Origin of the sequence: Plasticicumulans lactativorans, from assembly GCF_004341245.1 — a bacterium.
Taxonomy (GTDB): domain Bacteria; phylum Pseudomonadota; class Gammaproteobacteria; order Competibacterales; family Competibacteraceae; genus Plasticicumulans_A; species Plasticicumulans_A lactativorans.
Genome location: NZ_SLWY01000003.1, coordinates 69,181 through 95,454, shown reverse-complemented (window position 1 = coordinate 95,454; position 26,274 = coordinate 69,181). Strand labels below are relative to the sequence as shown.

Sequence of the window (26,274 nt, the reverse complement as noted above, 5' to 3'; positions counted from 1 at the left end):
CGTGTTCGTTCCGGGCCCCCGCACCCGCACGGAGTCGCCGCATGCACGCAAGCCCCCCGCCCGAGCACGCCCTCGCCGCCACCCGCGCCTGGGTGGAGCGCGTGGTGATCGGCCTCGACCTGTGCCCCTTCGCCGCCGCACCGGCACGCCAGGGGCGCATCCGCTACCGCGTGAGCGCGGCGACGACGCCCGCCGACCTGCTCGCCGACCTGCGCGAGGAGCTCGCGCTGCTCGTCGACGCCGATCCGGCGGAGATCGGCACCACGCTGCTGATCGCCCCGTACACGCTGGCCGACTTCCTCGCCTACAACGACTTCCTCGACGAGGTCGACGCGACGCTCGCCGAACTCGACCTCGACGGCATCGTCCAGGTGGCCTCGTTCCACCCCGACTACACCTTCGCCGACGCCGAACCCGATGATCCGGCGGACTACTCCAACCGCTCGCCGCACCCGATGCTGCACCTGCTGCGCGAGGACGAGATCAGCCGCGCGGTGGACGCCCACCCCGACATCAACGGCGTGCCGACGCGCAACGTGGCGCGCCTGCGCGCACGCGGCCTCGACGCGCTGCGCGCGCTGCTCGCCGAATGCCGCGCGGTCACGGAGCCCGGCCGGTGAGCGCCACTGCCGGGCGTGAACCCTGGCGCACCGACCTGCTGCTGGTGTGCGCGGTGCTGCTCGCCGCGCACGCGCTGCCGCTGCTCGTGCACCGCGACCTGTGGGTGCAGGACGAGGCGCGCTACGGCGAGATCCTGCGCGAGATGCTCGGCTCCGGGCGCTGGCTGGTGCCGCACCTGAACGGCCACCCCTACCCCGACAAGCCGCCGGTGTACTTCTGGATGGTGGCCGGCGTCGCGCACTGGGTGCAGCCGGTGGAACTGGCGTTCCGCATCTTCACCGTGTTCTCCACCGCGCTCGCCACGCTCGGCACCTGGCTGCTCGGGCGCACGCTCGCCGGCCGCGCCGCCGGGCTGTGGGCGGCGCTGGTCTACCTGACCGTGCTGGTGAGCCTGGTGGTCGGCCAGATCGCGCGCATGGACATGCTGCTCGCCGCGGCGGCGGTGTTCGCGTGGCTCGCGCTGCTGCGCCTGCGCGAAGGCGGCGGCGGGGGCGCGGCGCTGGCGTTCTGGCTGTGCAGCGCGCTCGCGCTCGCGGTCAAGGGGCCGATCGCGCTCGCTTTCACGCTGCTGCCGGCGCTGGTCTGGCTGCCGCTGGACGGCGGCCGGGAAGCGCTGCGCCGCCTGCGCCCGCTCACCGGCATCGCCGGCCTCGCGCTCGGCGTGCTCGGCTGGATCGGCGCGGTGCTGCTCGCCGGCGAAGGCGATTACCTGCGCACGATCTGGCACGAACAGCTCGTCGGCCGCGCGGTGAACTCGTGGAGCCACAAGGAGCCGGTGTGGTTCTACGCCGCGCTGCTGCCGCTGCTGTTGCTGCCGTGGACCGGGCCCGCCTGCACCGGCGCCCGGGCGCTGTGGCGCGAACGGCCGGCGGGCACGCGCTTCCTCGCGCTGTCCGCGGCGCTGCCGCTGCTGGCGATCTCGCTGGTGTCGGGCAAGCTCTTCATCTACGTGCAGCCGCTGGTGCCGGCGCTCGCCGTGATCGCCGGCATCGGCTGCGCGCGCCTGGCACAGGCCGAACGCCTGGGGGCGCTGCAGTTCGCGCTGCCGCCGCTCTACGCCCTGCTGCTCGCGCTCGGCATCGCCTTCGGCACCCATGACCAGCTCGCCGACGACTGGCGCGGCCATGCGATCGCCCTCGCCGCGCTCGGGCTCGCCGGCTTCGCGCTGTGGCTGCCGCGGGCACGGCCGCGGCGCTGGCTCGCCGGGACGGTGGCGCTCGGCGCCGCCTGCGGCTGGCTGCTGTTCGCGGCGCTGCTGCCGCTGGTCGACCCGCTGTTCTCGGCGCGCGCGCTCGGCACGGCGATCGCCCGCGTCGCCCCGCAGCCGCGCGAGGTCGCGATCGTGCACTCCACCCGCGGCATCCTGAACCTCTACGCCGGGCGGCTGCTGACCGAGGTCGACCGCGAGGACGCGCGCGCCTGGTGGCAGGCGCACCCGCAGGGCGTGCTGGTGATCCAGGCCGCGCACCTGAAGTACGTGTTCGACGACGCCGCGGTGCCGGCGAGCTGCAAGGTCAACGACACCCACCGCGTGGAGCTCAAGGCCTACCATGTCATCGCCGACTGCTGAGCGCGGGGTCGCGCCGCGCGCGCGCATCGAAGGGCGCCTGTGGCAGACGCTCGGCATGCTCGCCGCGCTGCTCGTGGCCGGCGCCCTGCTGGTGTGGGCGGTCGGCGACGAGGCGCTCGGCCGCCACCTGAGCGGCCTGTGGTGGGTGGACGAGCACCGGCGCTTCCTGCGCTGGTGCACCGACGCCGGGCTCTACCCGCTCTACGGGCTGTTCCTGGTGCTGCTGCTGCTCGGCTGGCGCCTGCGCCAGCCGCTGTGGCTGGCGGTCGGGCGTGCCTACCTGTTCGCAGTGCTCGGCGGGGCCTTCGTGCTGGTGCGCGTGCTGAAGATCGGCATCGGCCGCCTGCGCCCCGACGCCACGCCCGACGAACTGCCGACGACGTGGTGGGCGCGCTTCACCGATTCCGACTTCCACAGCTTCCCGTCGGGGCATGCCGCCGACGTCTTCACCGGCGCGATCTGCCTCGCGGTGCTGCTGCCGCGGCCGTGGATGCGCGCCTACGCCCTCGGCTACGCGCTGCTGATCGGGCTGACCCGCGTGCTGCTCGCCAAGCACTGGCCGAGCGACGTGCTCGGCGGCGCGGCGCTGGCGGGGCTGTGCTGCGCGGTCGCGCTGCACCTGTCGCTGCGCCGGCTGCCGCCCGGCACGCCCCCCCGCTGAGCCGCGGCGGCGTCAGTCGACCTCGATCTCGGGCGTGTTCTTCACCTCTTCCATCACCACGTAGGTGTGCGTCTGCAGCACGCCGGGCAGGGCGGCGAGCTTTTCGCCGAGCAGGTCGCGGTAGGCGGCCATGTCGGCGCAGCGCAGCTTGAGCAGGTAATCGAAGCCGCCGGCGACCATGTGGCACTCCTGCACCGCGGGCACGTCGTGCACCACCGCGGCGAAGCGCTGGAAGACGTCGGGAGTGGTGCGGTCGAGCGTGATGGTGACGAACACCAGGAGCCCGGCGTCGAGCTTGGCCGGGTCGAGTTCGGCGCGGTAGCCGCGGATGTAGCCCTCGCGCTCCAGCCGCCGCACGCGCTCCAGGCACGGCGGCGGGCTCAGGCTGACCAGGCCGGCCAGCTCGGCATTGGTGATGCGGCCGTGCTTCTGCAGCAGCCGCAGGATGGCACGGTCGATGCGGTCGAGCGTTCGGGAAGAGCGTGATTTCATGGCCCCTGACTACCGGAGGGCAGCGACGGATGCGTAATTTCGTTAGCTTAAGTCAATTCAATTCAAAACGTTATTCGGTACGGTCTCGAACATAATCCCGCTGCCGTCGCGCCCCCGAGAAGCGCACGCCCGACCACCGAGGACACCCCGATGCAGACCTTCCAGCCCGAACTCGTGCAGCACCCGCGCTTCGCCGCGCTGAATGCCGCCTACCGCGCCGACGAGACCAGCGTCGTCGCCGAACGCCTGCAGCTCGCGACGCTGCCGAGCGACATGCGCGACCGCATCGCCGACCGCGCGCGGCGCCTGGTCACGCAGGTGCGCACCGAGCGCGTCAAGGGCTCGGGCATCGACGCCTTCATGCACGAGTACCAGTTGTCGAGCACCGAGGGCGTGGTGCTGATGTGCCTCGCCGAGGCGCTGCTGCGCATCCCCGACGACGCCACCCGTGACCGCCTGATCCGCGACAAGATCGGCTCGGCGGACTGGGAGAAGCACCTCGGCAAGAGCGAGTCGGCCTTCGTCAACGCCTCGACCTGGGGGCTGATGCTCACCGGGCGCATCATCGGCCTGCGCGGCGAGGACAGCCGCAGCATCCTCAAACGCCTGATCCAGCGCAGCGGCGAGCCGATCATCCGCCAGGCGGTGGCGCAGGCGATGCGCATCCTCGGCCGCCAGTTCGTGATGGGGCGCAACATCCGCGAGGCGCTCGACCGCGCCCGCGACTGGGAGGCCAGGGGCTACCGCTACTCCTACGACATGCTCGGCGAGGCGGCGCGCACCGCCGCCGACGCCGAGCGCTACATGGACGCCTACACCAAGGCCATCCACGCCATCGGCAAGGCCGCCGCCGGCCGCGGCCCGCTCGACGCGCCGGGCATCTCGATCAAGCTCTCGGCGCTGCACCCGCGCTACGAACCGTTCCAGGGCGCGCGTGTGCAGCGCGAGCTCGGCGGCCGCCTGCTCGACCTGGCGCGGCTCGCCAAGGGCTACGACATCAACCTGACCGTCGACGCCGAGGAGGCCGACCGCCTCGACCTCTCGCTCGACCTGATCGCGCACACCTTCCGCGACCCCTCGCTGGCCGGCTACGAGGGCTTCGGCCTCGCGCTGCAGGCCTACCAGAAGCGCGCCGTCCACGTCGTCGACTGGCTCGCCGACCTCGCGCGCGGCGAGCATCGCCGGCTGATGGTGCGCCTGGTCAAGGGCGCCTACTGGGACACCGAGATCAAGCGCGCGCAGGAGCGCGGGCTCGACGGCTACCCGGTGTTCACGCGCAAGGCCAGCACCGACGTCTCCTACCTCGCCTGCGCGCGCAGGCTGCTGGCCGCGCCCGACGCCTTCTACCCGCAGTTCGCGACCCACAACGCGCACACCGCGGCGAGCGTCATCGAGATGGCCGGCAGCCACCGCGGCTTCGAGTTCCAGCGCCTGCACGGCATGGGCGAGGCGCTGTACGAGCAGATCACCGGCCCCGACGCGCTCAACATCCCCTGCCGCATCTACGCGCCGGTCGGCAGCCACGAGGACCTGCTCGCCTACCTGGTGCGCCGGCTGCTGGAAAACGGCGCCAACAGCTCGTTCGTCAACCGCATCGTCGACGAACGTGCGCCGATCGACGAGATCATCGCCGACCCGGTGGCGAAGGTGGCGCGGCTCACGCAGATACCGCACCCGCGCATCCCGCTGCCGCGCGCGCTCTACGGCGCCGAGCGGCCCAACTCGCACGGGGTCGACCTCTCCGACCAGGCCCAGCTCGCCGCCCTGCTCGACGGCATGCGCGAGGTGCAGGACCGCCACTGGCAGGCCGCGCCGCTGATCGGCGGCGTCAGCCAGGGCGGCACGCCGCGCCTCGTGCACGAACCGGCGGATGACACGCGCGTGGTCGGCGCGGTGATCGAGGCCACGCCCGAGCAGGCCGGCCAGGCCCTGGAGCGCGCGCTGCGCGCCTTCCCGGCCTGGGACGACACCCCCGCCGCCGCCCGCGCCGACTGCCTCGACCGTGCCGCCGAGCTGCTGGAGGCCGACGCGCCGCTGCTCTTGTCGCTGCTGCAGCGCGAGGCCGGCAAGACGCTCGCCGACGCCATCGCCGAGTTGCGCGAGGCGGTGGACTTCTGCCGCTACTACGCCGCCCGTGCCCGCGCCGACTTCGCCGAGCCGCAGACCATGCCCGGCCCGACCGGCGAGTCGAACCGCCTCGGCTGGCGCGGACGCGGCGTGTTCGTCGCCATCAGCCCGTGGAACTTCCCGCTGGCGATCTTCACCGGCCAGGTCGTCGCCGCGCTGGTCGCCGGCAACGCGGTGATCGCCAAGCCCGCCGAGCAGACCCCGCTGGTCGCTGCCTACGCGGTAGAGACGCTGCACCGCGCCGGCGTGCCGGTCGACGCGCTGCAACTGCTGCCCGGCGACGGTGCGATCGGTGCCGCGCTGGTCGGCGACGCCCGCATCGCCGGCGTGGCCTTCACCGGCAGCACCGAGACCGCCTGGGCGATCAACCGCACCCTCGCCGCGCGGCGCGCGCCGATCGTGCCCTTCATCGCCGAGACCGGCGGCCTCAACGCGATGATCGTCGACTCCTCGGCGCTGCCCGAGCAGGTGGTGGCCGACGTGCTGGCGTCGAGCTTCCAGAGCGCCGGCCAGCGCTGCTCGGCGCTGCGCCTGCTGCTGGTGCAGGAGGACATCGCCGACAAGCTGCTGACGATGCTCGCCGGGGCGATGGCCGAGCTGGTGGTCGGCGATCCCCGCGACCTGGCCACCGACGTCGGCCCGGTGATCGACGCCGAGGCCCGCGCGATGCTCGACGCCCACGCCGCCGAGATGGAGCGCAGCGCGCGCTTGGTGTACCGCTGCCCGCTGCCCGAGGCCACCGCGCGTGGCAGCTTCGTCGCCCCGCAGGCCTTCGAGCTCGGCGACGCGGCGCAGCTCGAGCGCGAGGTGTTCGGCCCGATCCTGCACGTGGTGCGCTTCCGCGCCGACGAACTCGACACCCTCGTCGACACGGTCAACGCCAGCGGCTTCGGCCTGACCTTCGGCATCCACTCGCGCATCGACGCCACGGTGCAGCAGGTGCTCGCGCGGGTGCGCGCCGGCAACTGCTACGTCAACCGCAACATGATCGGCGCGGTGGTCGGGGTGCAGCCCTTCGGCGGCGAGGGGCTGTCGGGTACCGGCCCCAAGGCCGGCGGCCCGCACTACCTGTACCGCTTCGCCGCCGAGCGCACGGTCAGCATCAACACCACCGCGGCGGGTGGCAACGCCAGCCTGATGTCGCTCGGCGAGGACTGAGCACGCCAGCGGACACCCCCCGCGGGGCGGGCGCGACGGCGTCCGCCCCGCCCTGCGTTACGGAGGGCCTGCCATGCCTGCGCTGTCGTCACGCCTGCGCCGCCGGGCGGTCGCCTTGCTGCGCCCGCGCCCGGCGCTCACCTTCGTGCTGATGGGGGTGGCGTTCTTCGGCTTCGGCATCGCCTCGGTCAACCTGGTGACGCTGTTCCGCGCCAACCTCGGCCTGATCGTCGACTACGGCTGGATGGCGCTGGTCGAGGGCGCCTTCGTGCAGTTCCTGCAGCTGTGCGGCTCGGCGGCGCTGGCGCTGGCGTTCTGGGTGGTGTTCAAGTGCTGCGAGAAGCTCCTGGTCGACCGCCTGACGCGCGACGGCGACTGAGGGGCCCGCGCGCCGGTCGGAGGACGTCCGGCGCGCGGGCCGCGGTGGGCCCTCAGCGGTAGCTCCGGGGCTCGCGCCAGAACGGCTGCAGCCCCTCCTCCAGCGCCTCGGCACGGCTGATGCCGATGTCCTTCAGCGCGGCGTCGTCGAGCCGCAGCAGCGCGCGGCGCTGGCGGTACACGGTCAGGGTCTGGCCGATGCGGGCGAAGACACGGCGCAGCAGGCCGGGGCGCCGGGCGGCAGGCGGGCACAGGGCGGACAGGTCGGCGAGCGTGCGGCTGTGGATGGCGTTCATGGTGCGATCCTCGGGTGGGTGGGCGGTGAGGACAGCCTGCGCCCGGGGCACTTGATCGGTCCAACGAATAGGTTTTATATGACCCATCACAAATCAAGATGGGTCGCCACGATGACGCCGAACCTCGACATCGACTGCCTGCGCACCTTCGCCGCGATCGCCGACAGCGGCGGTTTCACCCAGGCGGCGAAGCACGTGCACCGCACGCAGTCCGCGGTGAGCATGCAGGTACGCAAGCTCGAGGAGGCCATCGGCCGCCCGCTGTTCCTGCGCGACGGCCGCGGCGTGACCCTGACCGCCGACGGCGAGGCCCTGCTCGCCTACGCCCGCCGCCTGCTCGGCCTGCACGACGAGGCGGTGGCGAGCCTGACGCGGCCGGACATGGTCGGCGTGGTGCGCATCGGCACCCCCGACGACTACGTCGCGCGCTTCCTGCCCGAGGTGCTCGCGCGCTTCGCCCGCACCCACCCGCGGGTGCAGGTCGAGGTGCTGTGCGAATCGAGCATGACGCTGCGTGAACTGCTGCCGCAGGGGGCGATCGACCTGGCCCTGATCACCTGTGCCCCCGGCGCCGAGAGCGGCGAGGTGGTGCGGCACGAGCCGACGGTGTGGGCGACCTCCGAGCGCCACCTCGCCCACGAGGCCGAGCCGCTGCCGCTCGCCCTGTTCCAGAAGGGCTGCTGGTTCCGCGACTGGGCGATCGCGTCGCTGACGCGCACCGGGCGCGCCTACCGCATCGCCTACACCAGCCCGAGCATCGCCGGGGTGCTCGCGGCGGTCAGCGCCGGGCTCGCCGTCACCGTGCTCGGCCGCGCGATGCTGCCGTCCGGGGTGCGCGCGCTGAGCGCCGAGGACGGTTTCCCGCCGCTGCCGTCGGCGGCGATCACGCTGCACCGCTCCACCGAGCGACGCTCGCCGGCGCTCGACGCCCTCGCCGAGCACATCGCCGCGGCCTTCGACGGCGAAGGCTTCGTGCAGGGCGTCACCCCGCTGCGCGTGGTGGCCGGCGCTTAAGCCCCGGTTCAGACTCGCGCGGCAGACTCGGGCGGCATCCACCCTCGCCAGGAGAAACCCACATGTCCCTGCGCAACACCCCCGACCGCTACGGCGCCGTCGCGCGCCTGTTCCACTGGACCGTGGTGGCGCTGTTCATCGCCCTCTACGTGACCATCGAGCTGCGCGAGGGCCTGCCCAAGGGCCCCGGGCGCGACGCGCTGATGGCGCTGCACCGCTCGCTCGGCGTGACCACGCTGCTGGTGGTGCTGGTGCGCCTCGGCTGGCGCGCCCTCGACCCCGCGCCGGCGCCGCTGCCGATGCCCGCGCTGCAGGCGCGCGCGGCGCACCTCGCCCACCTGGCGCTGTACGCGCTGATGCTGCTGATGCCGCTGTCGGGCTACGCGGCGACCGTGGCACGCGGGCGCCCGGTGGCGTTGTTCGGCGTCGAGCTGCCGATGCTGCTGCCGCAGAGCGAGCTCTTCGGCGCGATCGCCAAGGGCGTGCACGAATTCGGCGCCACGGCGATCTACGTCGTCGTCGCCGCGCACGTCGCCGGGGCGCTGTACCACCACCTGGTGCTGAAGGACGCCACGCTGACACGCATGGCGCCGTTCCCGCGCGCATCGCGCTGAAGACCGCCTCACGCCGCGGCCGGCGCCGCCCGGCGCCGCGCCAGGATGGCGTGGAACAGTTCGAGCTGGCCGCGCGTGGTCGGCGCCCAGCCGAAGCCCTCGGCGTAGCGCCGGGTGGCATCGCGCGACGGCGGCGCCGCGAGCAGCGCGGCGAGCGCGGCGGCGAGCGTCGCCGGCTCGCGGTCCGGCACCAGCCGCCCGGCCTGCGGTGCGGCGACGATCTCCGGACATCCCGACACCGCCGTCGCCACCACCGGCGTGCCGCAGGCCATCGCCTCCAGCAGCACGTTGGGCCAGCCCTCGTGGCCGGTGGCGAGCACCAGCGCATCGGCGGCGCCATAGACCTCGGCGAGGTGCTCGTGGCCGACCACGCCGAGGAAGCGTACGCGCCCCTCGACACCGAGCTCAGCGGCGAGTGCGGCGAGCATCGCGCGCTCCGGGCCGTCGCCGGCCAGCAGCAGCGTCACGCCGGGCAAGGCCGGCAGCGCCCGGATCACATAGGCGTTGCCCTTGCGCGGAATCAGGTGCCCGACCGAGGCGATCACCGCACCGTCGACGCCCAGGCGCGCACGCGCCGCCGCGCGGTCGACGGGATGAAACTGCTCCAGATCGACGCCATTACGCAACACCGTGACGCGCTCGCGCCCGATGCCGAGCGCGACCAGCTCGTCCTGCAGCGACTTCGAGACGGTGATCAGCCCGTCGGCGCTCTGTGCCGCGCACCGGATCAAGCGCCCCGGCAGCGCGAACCTGGCGATGGTGACGAGGTCGCTGCCGCGCGCGGTGACCACGTAGGGCTTGCCGAGCCAGCGCGCGAGCAGCCAGGCGGCGACCCCGTCGGGGTAGAAGTAGTGCGCGTCGAGCAGGTCGAAGTCGAAGCCTTCGCGGATCAGCCGACGCAGCAGCGGCAGCACCGCGGCGGCGAGGCCGAAGGGGTGCAGGCTCATGCCGATGCGCGGCAGCTGCGGGTAGCGCGGGTGCAGCACGGTGAGCCCGTGGCGCGTCTCGGCCGCCGGCACCCGCGCGAGCCGCGCGTAGCCCACCGGCAGCGGCAGCCCGCGCGGCACCCAGGGCACCGGCGCCACCACCCGCGCCTCGACCCCGCCGCTGTCGACGAGCTGGCGCAGGCGGTTTTCGACGAACACCCCGAAGTGCGGTGCGGTGGCGTTCGGGAACAGCGTCGAGAAGGTCAGGATGCGCAGCATCGGCGGCTCCGGGGCCGGGGCGGTCGGCGGCGCGATTATAGGGGGCGGCCCCGCGCGGGGCGCCGATATACTGCCGCGAACGCTGCTTCAGCCGAGGAAACCCCGCATGCCCCCCGCCCCCGACACCCTGCCCTTCGCCCGCGGCGCGCACGAGATCGCCCTGCTCGCGCGCATGGCCAACCGCCACGGCCTGATCGCCGGCGCCACCGGCACCGGCAAGACCGTGACCCTGCGCACCCTGGCCGAGCAGTTCTCGGCGCTCGGCGTGCCGGTGTTCCTGGCCGACGTCAAGGGCGACCTCTCCGGTCTCGCCGAAGCCGGCGGCGACTCGCCGCGGGTGCGCGAGCGGCTCGCCGACTTCGGCATGAGCGAGGCCGACTTCGCCCCCTGCCCGGTGGTGTTCTGGGACGTGTTCGGCGACAGCGGCCTGCCGGTGCGGGCGACCGTGTCGGACATGGGCCCGCTGCTGCTCGGCCGCCTGCTCGGCCTCAACGACACCCAGGCCGGCGTGCTGACGATGGTGTTCCGCATCGCCGACGACAACGGCCTGCTGCTGCTCGACCTCAAGGACCTGCGCGCGATGGTGCAGTACGTCGGCGACCACGCCGCCGAGTTCAGGACGCAGTACGGCAACGTCTCCGCCGCCAGCATCGGTGCGATCCAGCGCGGCCTGCTGCAGCTCGAACACGAGGGCGCCGAGCGCTTCTTCGGCGAGCCCGCGCTCGACCTCGACGACCTGATCCAGACCGAGGACGGCGCCGGCGTGGTCAACATCCTGGTCGCCGACCAGCTGATGCACGCGCCGCGGCTCTACGGCACCTTCCTGCTGTGGCTGCTCGCCGAGTTGTTCGAGCGCCTGCCCGAGGCCGGCGACCTCGACCGCCCCAGGCTGGTGTTCTTCTTCGACGAGGCCCACCTGCTCTTCGACGACGCCCCCAAGGTGCTGGTCGACAAGGTCGAGCAGGTGGTGCGGCTGATCCGCTCCAAGGGCGTCGGCGTGTACTTCGTCACCCAGAACCCGCTCGACCTGCCCGAGACCGTGCTCGGCCAGCTCGGCAACCGCGTGCAGCACGCGCTGCGCGCCTTCACCCCGCGCGACCAGAAGGCGGTGCGCGCCGCCGCCGAGACCTTCCGCAGCAACCCCGGGCTCGACGTGGCGCGGGCGATCGGCGAGCTCGGCGTCGGCGAGGCGCTGGTCTCGGTGCTCGACGCCAGGGGCACGCCGACGCCGGTCGAGCGCGCCTACATCCGCCCGCCGCGCACCCGCCTCGCGCCGCTCGACGCCGCCGCGCGCGATGCCCGGGTGCGCGCGAGCCCGCTGCACGGCCACTACGCGCAGGCCATCGACCGCGAATCGGCGTACGAGATGCTCGCCGGGCACGGCGGCGGCGCGGCGGGCGGCGAAAGCGGCGGTGGCCTGCTCGGCGGCGTGTTCGACACGGTCAAGGACAGCGTGCTCGGCGAGGCCAGCGGCGGCCTGCTCGGCGGCGGCGGCAACCCCCGCGGGCGCGCCGCGGCGGCGAGCCCGCTCGGCGGCATCGTCGAAGCGATGGCGAAGAGCGCCGCGCGCTCCATCGGCAGTTCGGTCGGCCGCCAGATCGTGCGCGGCGTGCTCGGCTCGCTGTTCGGCGGCGGTGGCCGACGCCGCTGAAGGCCGCGGAACCTTCCGCGCCGGCACCCGCCCAAGCGGGCGTCCGCGCCGTGCCGGCGACGCCTGCGCCGGCGGCGGCCCCGTTCCCTCCCTTCCGGAACCCCCATGGAACAAAAGCTCTTCGACCGCGCCTACGCCGCCCGCGTCTGGCGCCTGACCTACAGCTACTGGACCTCGGAGCAGAAAGTCAGCGCCTGGCTGCTGCTCGTCGTGGTGATCGCCGGCAACCTGTCGATCGTGGCGGTGACGGTGTGGCTCAACAACTGGAACCGCGACTTCTACGACGCGATCCAGAACCTCGACCGCGACGCCTTCTACGCCCAGCTCGTCGTCTTCGGCTGGATCGTCGCGGTGTACATGGTGGTGGTGGGCGTGCGCTTCTACCTGCGCGAGTGGCTGCGCATCCGCTGGCGCACCTGGCTCACCGAGCGCTACCAGACGCGCTGGCTGCAGGACAAGACCTTCTACCGGATGAAGCTGCTCGGTGACACCACCGACAACCCCGACCAGCGCATCTCGAGCGACATCGGCAGCTTCACCGAGCTGACCATGAGCCTGGTGTTCGGGCTGATCAACGCGGTGTCGACGCTGGCGAGCTTCATCGTGATCCTGTGGAACCTGTCGGCCAACGTGCCGCTGACCATCGGCGGGCAGGCGTACGACATCCCCGGCTTCCTGATGTGGTGCGCGATCGGCTACGCGGCGTTCGGCACCTGGATCACCCACCTGCTGGGGCGGCGGCTGATCCGCCTGAACTTCCAGCAGGAGAAGCTCGAAGCCGACTACCGCTTCGACCTGATGCGGCTGCGCGAGAACCTCGAGAGCGTCGCACTGTACGGCGGCGAGCAGACCGAGAACCGCCGCTTCATGCACCACTTCCGGCGCATCGTCGACAACTACTTCCGCATCATCCGCGTCGGCCTGCGCGTCGACATGTTCGGCAGCGTGCACGGCCAGGTGGCCTCGGTGTTCCCGCTGGTCGTCGCCGCACCGGCGTACTTCGGCAAGGCCATCAAGCTCGGCGACCTGATGCAGACCGCGAGCGCCTTCGGCCGCGTGCAGGACGCGCTGACCTTCTTCATGGACGCCTACAAGAGCATCGCCGCGTGGCGCGCGGTCACCGACCGCCTGCTCGGCTTCGTCGAGTCGCTGGAGCAGACCTCGCCGCGCTTCGCCGCCGCGAATGCCGTGGCGCGCCCGCCGGCGGCCGACGCGCTGCGCATCGGCGCGCTCGACGTCACCCGCCCCGACCGCCGTCCGCTGCTCGCCGGGCTCGACCTCGACCTCGGCCCCGGCACCAGCCTGCTGATCACCGGCCCCTCGGGCAGCGGCAAGAGCACGCTGCTGCGCGCGCTCGCCGGGCTGTGGCCGTTCGCCCGCGGCGAGGTCGCGCTCGCCGAGCCCGATGCGCTGTTCGTGCCGCAGAAGCCCTACCTGACCATCGGCCCGCTGCGCGAGGCGCTGCTCTACCCCGGCCTCGACCGCCCGGTCGACGACGCCGAACTCGCGCGCGCACTCACCGACGCCGGCCTGGAGAGCTTCGCCGGGCGCCTCGACGACGAGGCCGACTGGGCGCAGACGCTGTCCGGCGGCGAGCAGCAGCGCATCGCCTTCGCGCGCATCCTGCTGCGCCGGCCGCGCTGGCTGTTCCTCGACGAGGCCAGCTCGGCGCTCGACGAGCCCTCGGAGCAGCGGCTATACCGCCTGCTGCGCGAGCGCCTGCCCGATACCGCCATCGTCAGCGTCGGCCACCGCAGCACGCTGAAGGCCTTCCACGACCGGCAACTGCAGCTCGGTGGCGACGGCGGCTGGACGCTCGCCGCGGCTCCCGCCTGAGCGCGCGCCCCCGAGCGGGGCAACGCGCACTAAGCTAAAGCAAGACGGCCGGGCGACGACCCGGCCGCGAGGAGGACGCAACCATGCGCGCACATTGCGCCGCGTCGGCCCGCCCACACAGGGCCCGGCCATGACGACGCACATCTACTGGCACCCCCACTGCTCGGAGCACGACACCGGCCGCGGCCACCCGGAGCGCGCCGCGCGCATCCAGGCGGTGCTCGACGCGCTCGGCGGCGAAGGCTTCGAGGCGCTGGTGTGGCGCGAGGCCCCGGCGGCGAGCTTCGAGCAGATCGAGCGCGTCCACCCGGCGCGCTACGTCGACCGCATCATGCACGGCATGCCCAACTGGGGCCTCGGCTACGTCGACGCCGACACCGTGGTCTCGCCCGGCAGCTTCGAGGCCGCGCTGCGCGCCGCCGGCGCGGTGTGCGCGGCGGTCGACGCGGTGATGCGCGGCGAAGCGCGCAACGCCTTCTGCGCGGTGCGCCCGCCGGGCCACCACGCCGAGCCCGAGCGCGCGATGGGCTTCTGCCTGTTCAACAACATCGCCATCGGCGCGCTGCACGCGCAGGCCGTGCACGGCGTGACGCGCGTGGCGGTGATCGACTTCGACGTGCACCACGGCAACGGCACGCAGGCGGCCTTCAGCGAGCGCCCCGACTGCCAGTACGTCTCCACCCACCAGTGGCCGCTGTACCCCGGCACCGGCGCGGCCGGCGAGCGCGGCGTGGCCAACAACATCCTCAACGTGCCGCTGCCGCCGGGCGCCGACGGCGAGGACCTGCGCGCCGCCTGGCACGAGGAGATCGCCCCGGCGCTGCGCGCCTTCGCGCCGCAGCTGCTGCTGGTCTCGGCGGGCTTCGACGCGCACCGCGACGACCCGCTGGCCGAGCTCGCGCTGACCGAACGCGACTACTTCTGGATCACCCGCGCGCTCACCGAGATCGCCGACGAGGTCGCCGGCGGGCGCCTGGTGTCGGCGCTCGAAGGCGGCTACGACCTCACCGCACTCGCCGCGAGCAGCGCCGCCCACGTGCGCGCGCTGCTGGAGGCGGACGGGGGCTGAGAGCCCGTGGGGCGCGCGGGCGCCCTGCCACGCCGGCCGGAGGGCGCGTCGCACGCACCCGGCCCGCCCCCCACGGGGGGAAGAACGCCGCCGCCGATCGGCGCAGGCGTTCAGGCCAACCCCGCCGCCACCGTCGCCCGGGAATGCGACGGCCGCAGCGGTGTAAGTCCCAGCGGCGCAGCGCGCCCCCGTCGGCCACGGCCGGCGGGGATGCCCGCTCGCCAGACCCGGGCGCGGAACGTCCCGGCATGCGATGCGCCGCCCCCGTGGCCGGCACAGGCATCGCCTTACCGGCCGCAGTTGCGGCCGGACCTGCGGCCGGCTGCGGCGCCAGCGCCCGGCATCGGCCGCGCCCGCCTCTGGCAGGAGGACCCACCGATGACCGCACCCTTCCCGACCGGCCCCACGCTGCGCCGCCTCGCCCTCGCCGGCCTGCTCGCCGCCCCTGCGCTCGCCGCGCAGGCCGCCTACGTCGAAACCGACCTGGTCTCCAACGTGCCCGGCCGCGCCGCCCAGCTCGACCCCGACCTCGTCAACCCGTGGGGGCTCTCCGCCAGCCCCACCAGCCCGTGGTGGGTGTCGGACAACGGCACCGGCCTGAGCACGCTGTACAACGGCAGCGGCGTCAAGCAGGGCCTGGTGGTGACCATCCCGCCATCGCCGGGCAGCCCGCCCGGCACGACGTCGACCCCGACCGGCCAGGTCTTCAACCCGACCACCGACTTCCAGATCACCCCCAACACGCCGGCGCGGTTCCTGTTCGCGACCGAGGACGGCACGATCGCCGGCTGGAACCCCGGCACCGGCACGGTCGCCCCCCTCAAGATCGACAACAGCGCCAGCGGCGCGGTCTACAAGGGGCTCGCGCTCGGCAGCACCGGCAGCGGCAACCTGCTCTACGCCGCCAACTTCACCGGCGGCAAGATCGACGTGTTCGACGCCGCCTTCACCCCCACCACGCCCGGCGGCGGCTTCCTCGACCCGAACCTGCCGGCCGGCTACGTGCCGTTCAACATCCAGAACCTCGGCGGCCAGCTCTACGTCACCTACGCGCTGCGCCAGCCCGGCGCCGACGACGAAACCGCCGGCCCCGGCCTCGGCATCGTCGACGTGTTCGACACCGACGGCAGCCTGATACGCCGCCTCGCCACCGGCGGCACGCTGAACGCGCCGTGGGGCCTCGCGCTGGCCCCGGCGGGCTTCGGCGAGTTCGCCGGCGCACTGCTGGTCGGCAACTTCGGCGACGGCCTGATCAACGCCTTCGACGCCGCCACCGGCGCCTTCCTCGGCCAGATTGCCGACGCCACCGGCACCCCGATCGCCATCGACGGCCTCTGGGGCCTCGCCTTCGGCAACGGCGGCAACGCCGGCAGCCCCAACGAGCTGTTCTTCACCGCCGGCCTCGACGACGAGGCGAACGGCCTGTTCGGCAAGCTGAGCGCCGTATCGGTACCCGAGCCGGCGAGCTGGACCCTGCTCACCCTCGGCCTCGCCGGCCTGCGCCGCCGCACCAGGCGCTGAGCGACACCACTCTTCCTCTCATCCTTCCTTCAACCCCTCTCCCACTGGGAGAGGGGCCGGGGGTGAGGGTTCCTTACCGAGGCGTCTGGGCTATCCACAAGGCAGACGAGGGTTCTTCCCGGCCCAGCGCCACCCTCGGCGACGACAAAGAACCCTCATCCCCGCCCCTTCTCCCAGCGGGAGAAGGGTGCCATCGCACTCCCTCCCCCTCCGGGGGAGGGTCGGTGTGAGGGTGCCTTTCGCCGGCACCGGCTACTTGACCAGCGTCACCGGCACGTCGGCGAGGCGGATCACGTCGCTCGCGACCGAGCCGAGCACCAGGTGGGTGAGGGCGCTGCGGCCGTGGCTGCCCATCACGATCTGGTCGCAGGCCTGCTCGCGGGCGAAGCGGGCGATGGTCTCGCCGGCGTGGCCGACGACGACGTGGAAGGTGTAGGGCACGCCGGCGGCGTCGAGGCGCTCGCGGGCGGCGCGCAGGGCGTCGAGGCCCTGTTCGCGCTGGTAGGCGGCGATCTCGTCGGGGCCGAAGAACAGCTTCGCGTGGCCGGATTCGAGCGGCAGCTGCACGTTCAGCAGGTGCAGGTCGAACGCGCCGAGCTCGGCGCGCCGCTGCAGCACGTGCTCGACCGCACGCCCGGCGTGGGCCGAGCCGTCGATGGGGAGCAGGATCTTCAACATGGCATGGACTCCTCGTGGCGGGGTGGCGACCTCAGTCGTGGCGCGGGCCGTCGCCCTGATGGCCGACCGCGAGTTCCTCGATCGGTGCCGGCGCCGCGACCGGCGCGCGGCGGGCGAGCCAGGTGCCGACCGCCACCACCAGCCCCGCCCCCATCGCCGCGGTGACGTGGTGCAGCCAGCCCGGCGCGCCGTCGACGTAGGCCTTGAGGAACACGTCACCGACCAGCATGCCGCCGGCGATCCAGCCGAGCAGCGCCGCGCCCAGCGTGATCACCGCCGGGAAGCGGTCCATCAGCTTCAGCACGAGGGTGCTGCCCCAGACCACGATCGGGATGCTGATGACGATGCCGAACACCACCAGGCCGAGATGGCCCTTGGCCGCACCGGCCACGGCGATGACGTTGTCGAGGCTCATCACCGCGTCGGCGACGATGATCGTCTTGATCGCACCGAGCAGGTGGACCGAGGGCTCGATCTTGCCGTGCGCGTCCTCGGCCTCGGGCTGCAGCAGCTTGACGCCGATCCACAGCAGCAGCAGCGCGCCGACGATCTTCAGGAACGGCAGTTCGAGCAGTTGCAGCGCGAAGAAGATCAGCAGCACGCGCAGCGCGATGGCGCCGGCCACGCCCCAGATGATGCCCTGCCTGCGCTGCGCGTCGGGCAGGCGGCGGCAGGCGAGCGCGATCACCACGGCGTTGTCGCCGCCGAGCAGGATGTCGATGGCGACGATCTGAAGCACGGCGATCAGAAAGCCGCCGTCCAGTGCAATCTCGTGCATGGGTCCCCCGGGGTTGTCGTGAAAGGGCGGCGCGGCGGCCCCGCGCCGGCTGCGCAGCATCGCACGACCCGCGCCGGCGGCTTACCCCTGGAGTTGCCGCTCCACCCACGCCACCACGCCGTCGAGGCTGCGGAATTCGTCCACCGCGCGCACCGCGAGCTCGGGATGGCGCTCGCGGGCCATGCGCGCGAGGCCGCTGCCGGGGCCGAGTTCGAGCAGCACGCGGCAGCCGGCCTCGACCAGCCCGTCGAGGCACGCGGCCCAGTCGACGGTGTGCGCGATCTGCCGCGCCAGCGAGTCGACGGCCCGCGCGCGATCGTACACCGGCGCGCCGTCGATGCCGGCGAGCACCGGCACCAGAGGCGCGCGCAGGCCGCTCGCCGCGAGCGTCGCGGCGAAGGCCTCGGCCGCCGGCTGCAGCAGCGGGGTGTGCGAGGCCACCGAGACGCACAGCGGCGTCAGCGCGCCGCCGGCGGCGCGCGCGGCGGTGGCGAAGGCGTCGAGTTCGGCGCGGCGGCCGCCGACCACGCAGCGGTCGGCGTCATTGATGATCGCGATCGTCACGCCGTGCGCGGCGCACAGCGCGGCGAGCGGGCGCTGCGTCAGGCCGCGCACCGCGACCAGGCCGCTGGGCTCGGCGCAGGCGAGGTCCATCAGCTCGGCGCGGCGCACCGCGAGGCGCACCAATTCGTCGGCGTCGAGCGCGCCGGCGCAGGCGTAGGCGGCGAGCTCGCCGACGCTGTAGCCGGCGCAGGCGCGCGGCGCCGGCAGCCGCGTGCGCAGCGCCGCCCAGGTGGCGAGCTCCACGGCACACAAGAGCGGCTGCGCGAGCGCGTTGCGGAAGAGGTCATCGGGCCGCTCGCGCAGCAGTTCCGCCGGCGCGCGGCCGAGCACGGCGGCGGCGCTCGCCAGCACCGCCCCGGCGGCCGCATCGCCGGCGAGCGGCGCGAGCATCTGCGGGTGCTGCGCGCCCTGCCCCGGGCAGAGGATGCCGAGCGCCATGCTCAGCGCCCGCCCAGCGCGTGGACGAAGCAGGCGGCGGCGAGCACGTCGGCGCTGCCGCCCGGCGACAGGTGGCGCGCCACGCAGGCGCGGTGCAGCGCGACCGCGCGCACCTCCCAGCCGGCCGCGAGCACGCCGCCGGCATCGAGGAAGCGCCGCGCCTCGCCCTGCACGAAGGCGAGCCCGGCCGGCCCGCCGCGGTAGAGCAGGTTGGTGTCCTCCAGCGCCGCCAGCAGCGCGAACAGCGCCTGCACCCGCGCCCGTCGCGGGCAGCCGGTGCGCGCCAGCACCTCGCGCAGCGGCGGCAGCGCCACCTCGAACAGTGCCGGGAAGCCGCGCAGCGCCTCGGCGCGCGCACCGCCGGCACCGTAGCGCTGCGCGGCGACTTCGCCGTGGCTCGCCGGCGGCGCCGTCGGTGGCGGTGCGGCGGCGGCGATCGCCGCGCCCCAGCGCTCGACCACGGTCGCGGCGAGCGCCGCGCCGCCGAGCGGCAGGCCGTGCGCGCGGTGCCAGCCGGCGGCGGCGGCGAGCAGGCCGATGCCGAACACTGCGCCGCGGTGGGTGTTGATGCCGCCGGTGGCGGCGAGCATGCGCTGCTCGGCGATGCGCCCGAGCGCCTGCAGCGTGGCGAAATCCGCACCCTGGGCACCGGCGGCGGCGATGTCGCGGAAGTAGCTGCGCAGCGCGAACAGGCTGCGCATGAAGGTGCGCATGTCCATGTCGTGGTGGCTGCCGGCATCGACCGGGCTCACCAGCCCCGGCTTGGGGTACAGCGCGAGCTCGTCGTAGAGCGCGCGCACCGCGGCGCGGCCGATCGGCTGGGCGACGACCGCCGGCATCGCGCTGCCGGGGTGCGGCGCGTGCCGGCGCGCCGGCAGGGACGACAGGGGGTGATGCATCACGCACCTCCGAAAGCGGCGATCACGCCGGCATGACTGCGAAAACCGACGCGATCCGGGCCCTTGACCAGCACCCGCGCCGGCCGCGCCGCGAGCTCGCGCCAGGCGACGGCGTCGCCGTCGGGCAGCAGCACCTCGCCGTCGAGGCGCGGCACGGTGGTCTCCGCGAGCCGCCCGAGCAGGCGCTCGAGCGCGGGCCAGACGTCTGCCGCGAGCAGCAGGTCGACGTCCGACGCCGGCCGCAGGTACTCGGCCCCCGACAGGAACTGCCAGGCGAGCGAACCGTAGACGCGGCAGTCGACCCCGAGCCCGGCGGCAGCGGCGGCGAGCGCGGCAAGCGCCTCGCGCCACGCCGGCGGGGCCGCGACGAGCGCCGCGGCGAGCGGCGGCGGTGGCGCCACGCGCGCGACCGCCGCCGTGTCCAGGTGCAGCCCGATGCGCCGGCGGCCATCGCACGTCGGCAGCGCGAGGCCGAGGCGCAGCGTCGCCGCAGCGTCACCGGGCTGGCGGCGCGCCGTCACCAGCGGCCGCCCCGCCGCGCACCAGCCCGCCACCGCCGCCTGCGCGGCGGCGTCGAGCGGGGACGCCAGGTGCGCCGCCCAGTCCGGGTGCAGCCACACGCTGTCGTGCCGGCGCGGCGCGCAGGAGTGCCTTTCGCCTGTGCCGGCGGTCTGGAAAGGAACCCTCATCCCCGGCCCTTCCCCCAGAGGGGGAAGGGAGTCACCGCGCCCCCTCCCCCTCTGGGGGAGGGTTGGGGTGAGGGTGCCTTTCCCCGGCACCACCGGCGCTTCAGCCGACGGCATCGGTGCGCACCCGCTCGGCGACGCGGCGGGCGAGCAGGCGGCCGCCGCGGGCCTCGCCGACCGCGCGGCGGCGGTCGCCGTCGACGGGGGCGGCGAGCGCGGCGTCGAGGCGCTGGGCGAGGTCGCCGTCCCACAGCGCCTCGACCGCGCCCATCGCCAGGTAGTTGGCGACGCCGGGGGCGAACACCGGCGAGGTCTGGCTGAGCGCCTGCAGGCGTTCGAGCGCGATCTTGGTCACGCGCGACATCGCCGGCAGGTTCATCACCATCACCTCGGCGTCGGGCAGCGCGTAGCAGACGTCGGCGAGCAGGCTGCTGGCGAGGAAGCCGCCGCTGACCGCCTTCGAGTACACCAGGCCGAGCACGCGGTGGCCGCGGTTGCGGGCGAGCGCGATGCACTTGGCGAGGTGCGCCATGTAGCCGTTGATGCCGAGCAGTTCGTCGCGGTGGCTCAGGCGCTGGCCGGAGGTGTCGACGGCGAGCAGGATCGGCCGGCCCGGGTGCTCGCGCACCACGTCGAGCACGGCGCCGGCCATGCGATGCGCGAGCTCGATGCCGATCGGCGCGGCGTCGACGCTGCCGATCACCGCGACGCTGCCGGCGCCGCAGCGGCCGCTGCCGGCGAAGTACGGACCGTCGAAGACCACGTCGTGGCCGGCGGGGAAGAGCTGGTCGAGCAGGGTGCGGGCGTCCATCTCAGGCCCTCCGGTCGGCGGTGGCAGCGAGGAACTCGGCGGTGTCGAGCAGCGGCAGGCGCTCGGGCGCGGCGATGCCGAGCCGCGTCCAGATGTCGCGCGCGTCGCGGCAGTCGCCGAAGCGGTCGATGCGCCGGCCGAGGCGTGCGTGCTCGGCCTCGAGCGCGGCGAGCGACAGGTCCGGGCGGGTGTCGAGCAGCTCGCGCGCCGCCGCGCGGAAGGCGGCGATGTCGTCAGGCACCAGGCGGTCGGCCTCGCCGAGCAGGTAGCGGTGCTTGCCGCCGACGGTGCGCCACACCAGCGCGCGGTCGCGCGAGTCGAACTCCTCGACGCCGCAGGTGGTTTCGATGACCTCGGGGCCGGACAGGCCGAGGCGGCCCTCCTCGCTGATGACGATGGCGTCGCAGCAGCGGCTGACGATGCCCATGCCGCCGAAGCAACCGTACTGGCCGCCGATCAGCACCAGCACCGGGATGCCGGCGCTGCGCGCCGCGAGCACCGCGCGCATCACCTCGGAGACGCCGATCAGGCCGGCGTTGGCCTCGTGCAGGCGCACGCCGCCGCTCTCGACCAGCAGCAGCACCGCGGCCGGGCGCTCGTCGAGCGCGCGTTCGAGCAGGCCGGTGAGCTTGGCGCCGTGCACCTCGCCGACCGCGCCGCCGTTGAAGCCGCCTTCCTGCGCGCCGACCAGCACCGGGCGGCCGTCGAGCGTGCCGGCACCGACCACGACGCCGTCGTCGAAGGCGACCGGGGCGTCGAGCGGCGGCAGGTGCGGGCTGGTCATGCGCGCGCCGGGCGGCAGCAGCTCGCGGAAGCTGCCGGCGTCGAGCAGTTGTGCCAGGCGCTCGCGCGCGTTCGCCTCGAAGTAGCTGTGACTCATGCCACACCTCCGCGGAAGGCCTCGACCGCCTGGTCGAGGCGCAGGCTGACCACCGCCGGCGTGGCGCCGACGTCGTTGATCGAAATCTGCACGTCGGCGAGCGGGTGGCGGGCGAAGAAGTCGTCCATCACCGCCTGCCAGATGCGGCCGAAACCGACCGCGGCGGTGGTGACCTCGACCCGGCAGGCGCCGTCGAGCGCGGCGGGCTCGACCAGCACCTCGAGGTTGCCGGAGCCGACCACGCCGGTGAGGGTGGCGGCGGCAGGCGCGGCGAGCGCCCGCCCACCACGGTATTCGAACGTCAGGGTTTCCATGCTGCGTGTCCTCTGATGCGCTTGTCTGTTACCCCCGCCCCCCCGGGAGAGGGTCGGGGTGAGGGTGCTTTCGCCTTCGCCGGCGCCCCGGAAGGAACCCTCATCCCCGGCCCTTCTCCCCCGGGGAGAAGGGGGCGCTTACCAGTTGCGGAAGCGCTTCGGCGGGTCGTAGAGCCCGCCGGAGGCGCGTACCAGGTCCTTCATCGAGCGCGCGGCGAGCAGGTCGCGCGTCGCCAGGCGCTTGTCGATGCCGAGATCCTCGGCGCGGCGGATGACGCCGCGGTCGCGCAGGTTCTCGACCATGCGCTTGTCGCGGCCGAGGCCCACCGGGGTATAGCCGGCGACGCCGCGGATCGCCTGCTCGCGCTCCTCGTCGGTGCGGCACAGCAGCAGGTTGGCGATGCCCTCCTCGGTGAGGATGTGGCTGACGTCCTCGCCGTAGATCATCACCGGCGGCAGCGGCATGCCGGCCTGCTCGGCGAGTTCCCAGGCGTCGAGCGTGTCGACGAAGGCCGGCGCCATGTGTTCGCGGAAGGTCTCGACCATCTGCACGACGAGCTTCTGCCCGCGCGGGATGGTGTTGCGCCCGGCGCGCGCCTCGCGCCCGGCCTTGAGCCAGGCAGGGCTGGCGTGGCGGCGGCCGCGCGCGTCGGCGCCCATGTTCGGCGCGCCGCCGAAGCCGGTGATGCGCCCGAGGGTGGCGGTGGAGCTGTTGCCGGCGAGGTCGATCTGCAGCGTCGAGCCGATGAACATGTCGCAGGCGTAGTGGCCGGCGGCCTGGCACAGCGCGCGGTTGGAACGCATGCTGCCGTCCGCCCCGGTGAAGAACACGTCGGGGCGTGCCGCGGTGTAGGCCTCCATGCCGAGTTCGCCGCCGAAGGAGTGCACCGACTCGACCCAGCCGGCCTCGATCGCCGGGATCAGCGCCGGGTGCGGGTTGAGCGCCCAGTGCCGGCAGATCCTGCCCTTCAGCCCCAGCGACTCGGCGTAGGTCGGCAGCAGCAGCTCGATCGCCGCGGTGTCGAAGCCGATGCCGTGGTTCAGGCGGTTGACCTCGTACTCGGCGTAGATGCCCTTGATGGCCATCATCGCCATCAGCACCTGCACCTCGGAGATCTGCGCCGGGTCGCGGGTGAACAGCGGCTCGATGTAGTTCGGCGTCGGCGCCAGGATCACGTAGTCGACCCAGTCGGCCGGGATGTCGACGCGCGGAAGCCGGTCGACGATCTCGTTGACCTGGGCGATGACGATGCCCTGGCGGAACGCGGTGGCCTCGACGATCACCGGGGTGTCCTCGGTGTTCGGGCCGGTGTAGAGGTTGCCGGCGGCGTCGGCGGCCTGCGCGGCGACCAGGCTGACCTTGGGCGTGAGGTCGGTGAAGTAGCGCCCGAACAGCTCCAGGTAGGTGTGGATCGCGCCGATCGTGAGCTTGCCGGCGCCGAGCAGCCTGGCCAGCCGCGCGCCCTGCGGCCCGGAGAACGAGAAGTCGAGCTTGCGGGCGATGCCGCGCTCGAACACCTCGAGGTGCTCGGGCAGCGCCAGCACCGACTGCACCATGTGCAGGTCGTGCACCCGCGCCGGGTCGACGCTGACCAGCGTCTTCGCCAGGAAGTCGGCCTGCTTCTGGTTGTTGCCTTCGAGGCAGACGCGGTCGCCGGGCTCGAGCACGGCTTCGAGCAGGGCGCGGGCGTCGGCGCTGGCGACGTGGCGGCCGCGTGCCAGCGCTGCCGCGCGTTCGCGCCGGGCGGCGCGGTTCTGCGCCTGGGTGTTCCATTGACGGACCGTCATGTCGGGGCTCCCGGGTGGAGGTTGAGGCCACGCTGCGGGCGGCGGGGCCGCGGCCGCAGCGATGGGGCGCGGCTCAGGCGCCGAACGCGGCCTTGGTGGCGAGGAACAGCACCGAGGGCCCCATCAGGCAGCCGAGGCCGGTGTAGAAGGTCGAGGTCATCGCGCCGTAGGGCACGAGCTTCGGGTCGATCGCGGCGAGCGCGCCGCAGACGCCGCTGGTGGTGCCCATCATGCCGCCGAAGACCATCGCGGTACGCGGGTTGTCCAGCCCGATCATCCGGGCACAGAACGGCGCCCCGACCATCACCAGCACCGCCTTGACCAGGCCGGCGGCGATGCTGAGCGCCATCACCTCGGAACTCGCACCGATCGCCGCACCGGTCACCGGGCCGACGATGTAGGTGACGGCGCCCGCGCCGATCGTGGTGATGCTCACCGCGTCGGTGTAGCCGAACGCCACGGCCACCGCCGCGCCGATGACGAAGGACAGCACCACGCCGACCAGCAGCGAGACGATGCCGCTGAGTCCGCACTTGCGCATGTCGCTGATGGTCGCGCCGTAGGCGGTCGAGACGATCGCGAAATCCCGCAGCATCGCGCCGCCCATCAGGCCGATGCCGCTGAGCAGCTTGATGTCGACCACCCCGTTCTTGCCGCCGGTGGCGACGCCGCCGATGTAGGCCAGCAGCAGGCCGAACATGATCGCGAGCGCCGAGCCGTGCAGGTGGCCACGGGTCAGCCGGTCCGACAGGAAGTACGACAGCCAGATGGTGATGCCGACGACCGCGAACGCCGTCAGCAGGCCGTTCTTGGCGAAGGTGGAAACCAGCAGATCGAGACTGTTGTTCATGGCGGCGGCGCTCACGGCTCGTTCGGGGTGGGGACGGACGCATCGGCGACGGCTTTCGGACGGCCGATGCGCTCGATGGCGGGAATCAGCACGAAGCAGCCGACCGTCGCCAGGGCACCGGCGAGCAGGGCCATCGGACCGCCGGTGACCGCACCGAGCACGTTCTGCTGCGCGGCCATCGCGACCACGATCGGGATGTACATCGCCGACCAGAAGCCGATGCCCTGCGCCGACACCGGCACCAGCTTGCCTTCACGCTTCAGGCGGTCGGTGAGGAACAGCAGCAGCAGCATCGCGAAGCCGACGCCGCCGACATTGGCCTTGACGCCGAGCGCGACGCCGAGGAGGTCGCCCACGAACAGGCCGACCAGGGTGCATATAGCCAGCAGGGCTACGCCATAGATGATCACGGGGTTCTCTCCTCAATCTGGTGTTCTGGATGTTCTGGTCGAAACGGCTGTGCGCTCTTGCGGCGCTCGCGCCTTCCCTGGGGCGCCCGCGGCCGTCCCGGCCCGGGCATGCACCGCGGCGTGACCGGATGGCCGGGCGGACGCTGCGGGCAAGACGATCCCCCGCCGGCCCGCGGCACGGGCCGGATCACGGCGATCCAGGGGGTGGGGGCCGACGCCGTGGCGCCGGCGGGGCCGGGGCTCAGCCCGAACTGCGATCGCCGACGGCGCTGTCGGCGGCCATGCGCGCGTCGTACTCGGCGAGGGCACGGCGCTGCTGCATCAGGTGGAACTCCATGATCCGCGCCGCCCCTTCCGCATCGCGCTGGTGGAAGGTCTCCATGATCATGCGGTGCTCGTTGAGCGAGGCCTGCATGCGGCCGGGCAGGTTGATCTGCCGCCCGCGCTGCAGCTTGAGGAACTTGCGCAGTTCGTCGGTGATGCGCTGCAGCCAGGGATTGCCGGCGAGCTTCTGCACCGCGGCGTGGAACAGGTAGTTGACCTCGTAGTACGCGCTGCGGTCGCCGGCGGCGGCGTGGACTTCGAGCTGGGCGTGCAGGTCGTCGAGGCGCCTGATGTCCTCGGGCGTGCACTTGAGCACCGCATCGCGCGCGCAGCGCCCTTCCAGCATCGCCATCACCGGGAAGATCTCGTCGAGGTCGCGCTCGGTCATCTCCTTGACGAAGCAGCCGCGGCGCGGCACCAGCACCACCAGCCCCTCGACCGCGAGCGCCTTCAGCGCCTCGCGGATCGGCGTGCGGCTGATGCCGAACTCCTCGGACAGGGCGTTCTCGTCGATCAGTTCACCGGCCTTGAAGCGGCCGCCGTAGATCAGCTCGCGCAGCCGCTGGGCGACTTCCTGGTAGAGCGCGACCGATACGATCTTCGAACTCATGGGCTCTCTCCTCGGGCGATCAGGATCATCA

The 26,274-nt window shown here is 73.4% G+C and carries 26 protein-coding genes; 11 read left to right on the top strand and 15 right to left on the bottom strand.

The window, feature by feature from the left end:
* Positions 1 to 41: 41 nt before the first annotated feature.
* From EV699_RS02750 to EV699_RS02740, 3 genes are read left to right on the top strand one after another with little or no spacing between them, the layout of a single operon-like run.
* A complete protein-coding gene (locus EV699_RS02750; RefSeq protein WP_132538714.1) occupies positions 42 to 620 on the top strand; it encodes a DUF1415 domain-containing protein in 579 nt (192 codons plus the stop codon).
* Positions 617 to 2,191 carry an ArnT family glycosyltransferase gene (locus EV699_RS02745; protein ID WP_165904004.1) on the top strand — a complete coding sequence of 525 codons (1,575 nt, stop codon included), beginning with the start codon at positions 617 to 619 and terminating at the stop codon, positions 2,189 to 2,191. Before EV699_RS02750 ends, EV699_RS02745 begins: the two co-directional genes overlap by 4 nt.
* On the top strand, positions 2,172 to 2,852 hold the full coding sequence (locus EV699_RS02740; RefSeq protein WP_132538710.1) for a phosphatase PAP2 family protein: 681 nt from the start codon (positions 2,172 to 2,174) through the stop codon (positions 2,850 to 2,852). Before EV699_RS02745 ends, EV699_RS02740 begins: the two co-directional genes overlap by 20 nt.
* A 12-nt stretch (positions 2,853 to 2,864) precedes the next feature.
* On the opposite strand, the gene EV699_RS02735 is transcribed toward EV699_RS02740, so the two are convergent.
* Entirely contained in the window at positions 2,865 to 3,344 is a 480-nt protein-coding gene (locus EV699_RS02735; protein WP_132538708.1) for an Lrp/AsnC ligand binding domain-containing protein, read from the bottom strand.
* Between the two features lie 150 nt (positions 3,345 to 3,494).
* On the opposite strand from EV699_RS02735, the gene putA reads away from it, so the two are divergent.
* Both putA and EV699_RS02725 read left to right on the top strand, forming a co-directional pair.
* On the top strand, positions 3,495 to 6,629 hold the full coding sequence (gene putA / locus EV699_RS02730; protein WP_132538706.1) for a bifunctional proline dehydrogenase/L-glutamate gamma-semialdehyde dehydrogenase PutA: 3,135 nt from the start codon (positions 3,495 to 3,497) through the stop codon (positions 6,627 to 6,629).
* Between the two features lie 73 nt (positions 6,630 to 6,702).
* On the top strand, positions 6,703 to 7,008 hold the full coding sequence (locus EV699_RS02725) for a hypothetical protein (RefSeq protein ID WP_132538704.1): 306 nt from the start codon (positions 6,703 to 6,705) through the stop codon (positions 7,006 to 7,008).
* A gap of 52 nt (positions 7,009 to 7,060) precedes the next feature.
* Here the strand turns inward: EV699_RS02725 and EV699_RS02720 are convergent, their stop codons facing one another.
* On the bottom strand, positions 7,061 to 7,303 hold the full coding sequence (locus EV699_RS02720) for a DUF1127 domain-containing protein (RefSeq protein ID WP_132538702.1): 243 nt from the start codon (positions 7,301 to 7,303) through the stop codon (positions 7,061 to 7,063).
* A 78-nt stretch (positions 7,304 to 7,381) separates the two neighbouring features.
* Here EV699_RS02720 and EV699_RS02715 point away from each other — a divergent pair, with 78 nt between their 5' ends.
* Both EV699_RS02715 and EV699_RS02710 read left to right on the top strand, forming a co-directional pair.
* Entirely contained in the window at positions 7,382 to 8,317 is a 936-nt protein-coding gene (locus tag EV699_RS02715; RefSeq protein WP_243662534.1) for a LysR substrate-binding domain-containing protein, read from the top strand.
* Positions 8,318 to 8,379: 62 nt separating this feature from the next.
* Positions 8,380 to 8,931 (top strand): cytochrome b, encoded by a 552-nt coding sequence (locus EV699_RS02710; RefSeq protein ID WP_132538700.1) that lies wholly within the window; start codon positions 8,380 to 8,382, stop codon positions 8,929 to 8,931.
* Between the two features lie 8 nt (positions 8,932 to 8,939).
* Here the strand turns inward: EV699_RS02710 and EV699_RS02705 are convergent, their stop codons facing one another.
* Complete coding sequence (locus EV699_RS02705) at positions 8,940 to 10,136, bottom strand: glycosyltransferase family 4 protein (protein WP_341540210.1); 1,197 nt, start codon at positions 10,134 to 10,136, stop codon at positions 8,940 to 8,942.
* A 106-nt stretch (positions 10,137 to 10,242) separates the two neighbouring features.
* Here EV699_RS02705 and EV699_RS02700 point away from each other — a divergent pair, with 106 nt between their 5' ends.
* From EV699_RS02700 to EV699_RS02685, 4 genes are all read left to right on the top strand, one after another.
* Entirely contained in the window at positions 10,243 to 11,787 is a 1,545-nt protein-coding gene (locus EV699_RS02700; protein WP_132538698.1) for a helicase HerA-like domain-containing protein, read from the top strand.
* Between the two features lie 105 nt (positions 11,788 to 11,892).
* Positions 11,893 to 13,623 carry an ABC transporter ATP-binding protein/permease gene (locus EV699_RS02695; protein ID WP_132538696.1) on the top strand — a complete coding sequence of 577 codons (1,731 nt, stop codon included), beginning with the start codon at positions 11,893 to 11,895 and terminating at the stop codon, positions 13,621 to 13,623.
* A 130-nt stretch (positions 13,624 to 13,753) separates the two neighbouring features.
* The gene (locus EV699_RS02690) at positions 13,754 to 14,692 is read left to right on the top strand and encodes a histone deacetylase family protein (RefSeq protein WP_132538694.1); all 939 of its coding nucleotides are present in this window, start codon (positions 13,754 to 13,756) and stop codon (positions 14,690 to 14,692) included.
* A gap of 378 nt (positions 14,693 to 15,070) precedes the next feature.
* Positions 15,071 to 16,213, top strand: a complete 1,143-nt coding sequence (locus tag EV699_RS02685; protein WP_132539007.1) for a TIGR03118 family protein — start codon at positions 15,071 to 15,073, stop codon at positions 16,211 to 16,213.
* Positions 16,214 to 16,465: 252 nt separating this feature from the next.
* Here the strand turns inward: EV699_RS02685 and EV699_RS02680 are convergent, their stop codons facing one another.
* The 12 genes from EV699_RS02680 to EV699_RS02625 all read right to left on the bottom strand — a co-directional run bounded on the left by EV699_RS02680 (position 16,466) and on the right by EV699_RS02625 (position 26,243).
* On the bottom strand, positions 16,466 to 16,891 hold the full coding sequence (locus tag EV699_RS02680) for a universal stress protein (protein ID WP_132538692.1): 426 nt from the start codon (positions 16,889 to 16,891) through the stop codon (positions 16,466 to 16,468).
* Between the two features lie 31 nt (positions 16,892 to 16,922).
* A complete protein-coding gene (locus EV699_RS02675) occupies positions 16,923 to 17,669 on the bottom strand; it encodes a TerC family protein (protein WP_132538690.1) in 747 nt (248 codons plus the stop codon).
* An 81-nt stretch (positions 17,670 to 17,750) separates the two neighbouring features.
* Positions 17,751 to 18,671: a malonate decarboxylase subunit epsilon gene (mdcH, locus tag EV699_RS02670; protein WP_132538688.1), complete on the bottom strand. Its 921-nt coding sequence runs from the start codon at positions 18,669 to 18,671 to the stop codon at positions 17,751 to 17,753.
* Between the two features lie 2 nt (positions 18,672 to 18,673).
* The gene (gene mdcB, locus EV699_RS02665) at positions 18,674 to 19,570 is read right to left on the bottom strand and encodes a triphosphoribosyl-dephospho-CoA synthase MdcB (RefSeq protein WP_132538686.1); all 897 of its coding nucleotides are present in this window, start codon (positions 19,568 to 19,570) and stop codon (positions 18,674 to 18,676) included.
* On the bottom strand, positions 19,570 to 20,259 hold the full coding sequence (gene mdcG / locus EV699_RS02660; RefSeq protein WP_279389394.1) for a malonate decarboxylase holo-[acyl-carrier-protein] synthase: 690 nt from the start codon (positions 20,257 to 20,259) through the stop codon (positions 19,570 to 19,572). The genes mdcB and mdcG overlap by 1 nt, the downstream gene beginning before the upstream one ends.
* A 100-nt stretch (positions 20,260 to 20,359) precedes the next feature.
* Positions 20,360 to 21,067, bottom strand: coding sequence for a biotin-independent malonate decarboxylase subunit gamma (mdcE, locus tag EV699_RS02655; protein ID WP_132538681.1), 708 nt, complete (start codon positions 21,065 to 21,067; stop codon positions 20,360 to 20,362).
* Between the two features lies 1 nt (position 21,068).
* Positions 21,069 to 21,947 carry a biotin-independent malonate decarboxylase subunit beta gene (locus EV699_RS02650; protein WP_132538679.1) on the bottom strand — a complete coding sequence of 293 codons (879 nt, stop codon included), beginning with the start codon at positions 21,945 to 21,947 and terminating at the stop codon, positions 21,069 to 21,071.
* Positions 21,944 to 22,261, bottom strand: a complete 318-nt coding sequence (mdcC, locus tag EV699_RS02645; protein WP_132538677.1) for a malonate decarboxylase acyl carrier protein — start codon at positions 22,259 to 22,261, stop codon at positions 21,944 to 21,946. Before mdcC ends, EV699_RS02650 begins: the two co-directional genes overlap by 4 nt.
* 138 nt (positions 22,262 to 22,399) lie before the next feature.
* The gene (mdcA, locus tag EV699_RS02640; RefSeq protein WP_132538675.1) at positions 22,400 to 24,049 is read right to left on the bottom strand and encodes a malonate decarboxylase subunit alpha; all 1,650 of its coding nucleotides are present in this window, start codon (positions 24,047 to 24,049) and stop codon (positions 22,400 to 22,402) included.
* Between the two features lie 73 nt (positions 24,050 to 24,122).
* Positions 24,123 to 24,899, bottom strand: coding sequence for a malonate transporter subunit MadM (gene madM / locus EV699_RS02635; RefSeq protein ID WP_132538673.1), 777 nt, complete (start codon positions 24,897 to 24,899; stop codon positions 24,123 to 24,125).
* A gap of 11 nt (positions 24,900 to 24,910) precedes the next feature.
* Positions 24,911 to 25,309, bottom strand: a complete 399-nt coding sequence (gene madL / locus EV699_RS02630) for a malonate transporter subunit MadL (protein WP_132538671.1) — start codon at positions 25,307 to 25,309, stop codon at positions 24,911 to 24,913.
* Between the two features lie 241 nt (positions 25,310 to 25,550).
* Complete coding sequence (locus EV699_RS02625; protein ID WP_132538669.1) at positions 25,551 to 26,243, bottom strand: GntR family transcriptional regulator; 693 nt, start codon at positions 26,241 to 26,243, stop codon at positions 25,551 to 25,553.
* Positions 26,244 to 26,274: the final 31 nt, after the last annotated feature.

What these genes read in the sequence shown, in the direction of transcription:
- EV699_RS02750 (WP_132538714.1), top strand. Translation starts at nt 42, where the DNA reads ATGCACGCAAGCCCCCCGCCCGAGCACGCCCTCGCCGCCACCCGCGCC.
- EV699_RS02740 (WP_132538710.1), top strand. Translation starts at nt 2,172, where the DNA reads ATGTCATCGCCGACTGCTGAGCGCGGGGTCGCGCCGCGCGCGCGCATC.
- EV699_RS02735 (WP_132538708.1), bottom strand. Translation starts at nt 3,344, where the DNA reads ATGAAATCACGCTCTTCCCGAACGCTCGACCGCATCGACCGTGCCATC.
- putA (WP_132538706.1), top strand. Translation starts at nt 3,495, where the DNA reads ATGCAGACCTTCCAGCCCGAACTCGTGCAGCACCCGCGCTTCGCCGCG.
- EV699_RS02725 (WP_132538704.1), top strand. Translation starts at nt 6,703, where the DNA reads ATGCCTGCGCTGTCGTCACGCCTGCGCCGCCGGGCGGTCGCCTTGCTG.
- EV699_RS02720 (WP_132538702.1), bottom strand. Translation starts at nt 7,303, where the DNA reads ATGAACGCCATCCACAGCCGCACGCTCGCCGACCTGTCCGCCCTGTGC.
- EV699_RS02715 (WP_243662534.1), top strand. Translation starts at nt 7,382, where the DNA reads ATGACCCATCACAAATCAAGATGGGTCGCCACGATGACGCCGAACCTC.
- EV699_RS02710 (WP_132538700.1), top strand. Translation starts at nt 8,380, where the DNA reads ATGTCCCTGCGCAACACCCCCGACCGCTACGGCGCCGTCGCGCGCCTG.
- EV699_RS02705 (WP_341540210.1), bottom strand. Translation starts at nt 10,136, where the DNA reads ATGCTGCGCATCCTGACCTTCTCGACGCTGTTCCCGAACGCCACCGCA.
- EV699_RS02700 (WP_132538698.1), top strand. Translation starts at nt 10,243, where the DNA reads ATGCCCCCCGCCCCCGACACCCTGCCCTTCGCCCGCGGCGCGCACGAG.
- EV699_RS02695 (WP_132538696.1), top strand. Translation starts at nt 11,893, where the DNA reads ATGGAACAAAAGCTCTTCGACCGCGCCTACGCCGCCCGCGTCTGGCGC.
- EV699_RS02690 (WP_132538694.1), top strand. Translation starts at nt 13,754, where the DNA reads ATGACGACGCACATCTACTGGCACCCCCACTGCTCGGAGCACGACACC.
- EV699_RS02685 (WP_132539007.1), top strand. Translation starts at nt 15,071, where the DNA reads ATGACCGCACCCTTCCCGACCGGCCCCACGCTGCGCCGCCTCGCCCTC.
- EV699_RS02680 (WP_132538692.1), bottom strand. Translation starts at nt 16,891, where the DNA reads ATGTTGAAGATCCTGCTCCCCATCGACGGCTCGGCCCACGCCGGGCGT.
- EV699_RS02675 (WP_132538690.1), bottom strand. Translation starts at nt 17,669, where the DNA reads ATGCACGAGATTGCACTGGACGGCGGCTTTCTGATCGCCGTGCTTCAG.
- mdcH (WP_132538688.1), bottom strand. Translation starts at nt 18,671, where the DNA reads ATGGCGCTCGGCATCCTCTGCCCGGGGCAGGGCGCGCAGCACCCGCAG.
- mdcB (WP_132538686.1), bottom strand. Translation starts at nt 19,570, where the DNA reads ATGCATCACCCCCTGTCGTCCCTGCCGGCGCGCCGGCACGCGCCGCAC.
- mdcG (WP_279389394.1), bottom strand. Translation starts at nt 20,259, where the DNA reads ATGAGGGTTCCTTTCCAGACCGCCGGCACAGGCGAAAGGCACTCCTGC.
- mdcE (WP_132538681.1), bottom strand. Translation starts at nt 21,067, where the DNA reads ATGGACGCCCGCACCCTGCTCGACCAGCTCTTCCCCGCCGGCCACGAC.
- EV699_RS02650 (WP_132538679.1), bottom strand. Translation starts at nt 21,947, where the DNA reads ATGAGTCACAGCTACTTCGAGGCGAACGCGCGCGAGCGCCTGGCACAA.
- mdcC (WP_132538677.1), bottom strand. Translation starts at nt 22,261, where the DNA reads ATGGAAACCCTGACGTTCGAATACCGTGGTGGGCGGGCGCTCGCCGCG.
- mdcA (WP_132538675.1), bottom strand. Translation starts at nt 24,049, where the DNA reads ATGACGGTCCGTCAATGGAACACCCAGGCGCAGAACCGCGCCGCCCGG.
- madM (WP_132538673.1), bottom strand. Translation starts at nt 24,899, where the DNA reads ATGAACAACAGTCTCGATCTGCTGGTTTCCACCTTCGCCAAGAACGGC.
- EV699_RS02625 (WP_132538669.1), bottom strand. Translation starts at nt 26,243, where the DNA reads ATGAGTTCGAAGATCGTATCGGTCGCGCTCTACCAGGAAGTCGCCCAG.